The following is a 768-nucleotide window of genomic DNA, read 5'->3' as shown; positions in this document are numbered from 1 at the left end:
GGGGCCGGTCGCGGACGGCGCCGCGCAGGGTTCGGTCCTCGGGTCGATCTTGGACGCGCCGGTGAATCTGAAGGGCACCGCCACGCTCTCGACAATCTTGGCGACGGGCGGTGCGCGGCTGACCTTCCGGGCCACCGTCCAGGTACGCGTCCCGATCATCGGCGGCAAGCTGGAGAACATCATCGGCACCCGACTGGCCGAGCTGGTGGCGGCGGAGCAGCGGTTCACCACGGAGTGGATCGCCAAAACGGCCTGAGGACGCCGAGCCTAAGCTGGCGCCCATGCGAATCGCGTTGGCGCAGATCCTCAGCGGCACCGACCCGTCCGCCAACTTGGAGCTGGTGCGCGAATACAGCGGCCGGGCCGCCGACGCCGGCGCGAAGTTGGTGGTGTTCCCGGAGGCGACAATGTGCCGGTTCGGGGTTCCGCTGGCCCCGATCGCCGAACCGGTCGACGGGCCGTGGGCGGCCGGGGTGCGGGGCGTCGCGGCCGACAGCGGCATCACGGTGGTTGCCGGCATGTTTACCCCGGCCGGGGACGGGCGGGTGAAGAACACGCTGATCGCGGCCGGTCCTGGCAGTCCCAACGAGCCGGACACGCACTACGACAAGATCCATCTCTACGACGCCTTCGGCTTCACCGAGTCCCGCACCGTCGCCCCCGGCCGCGAGCCGGTGGTGATCACGGTCGCCGGCGTGCGGGTGGGGCTGACCGTCTGCTACGACATCCGCTTCCCGGCCCTCTACACCGAGCTGGCCCGCCGCGGCG

At 71.1% G+C, this 768-nt stretch carries 2 protein-coding genes; both read left to right on the top strand.

All coding sequences use genetic code 11. From position 1 onward, the window contains the following. Positions 1 to 256 (top strand): DUF2505 domain-containing protein (locus tag A5711_RS08320; protein WP_156744830.1); only part of this gene is annotated, 256 nt, incomplete at its 5' end. 25 nt (positions 257 to 281) lie between these two features. Further along, positions 282 to 768: nitrilase-related carbon-nitrogen hydrolase (locus tag A5711_RS08315; RefSeq protein ID WP_304442541.1), on the top strand; the 487-nt coding region annotated here is incomplete at its 3' end.

This window comes from Mycobacterium sp. E2238 (assembly GCF_001672665.1).
In the GTDB taxonomy this organism is placed as follows: domain Bacteria; phylum Actinomycetota; class Actinomycetes; order Mycobacteriales; family Mycobacteriaceae; genus Mycobacterium.
Note: the sequence above shows the minus strand (reverse complement) of the source record. Positions and strands in the feature narration are given on the sequence as shown.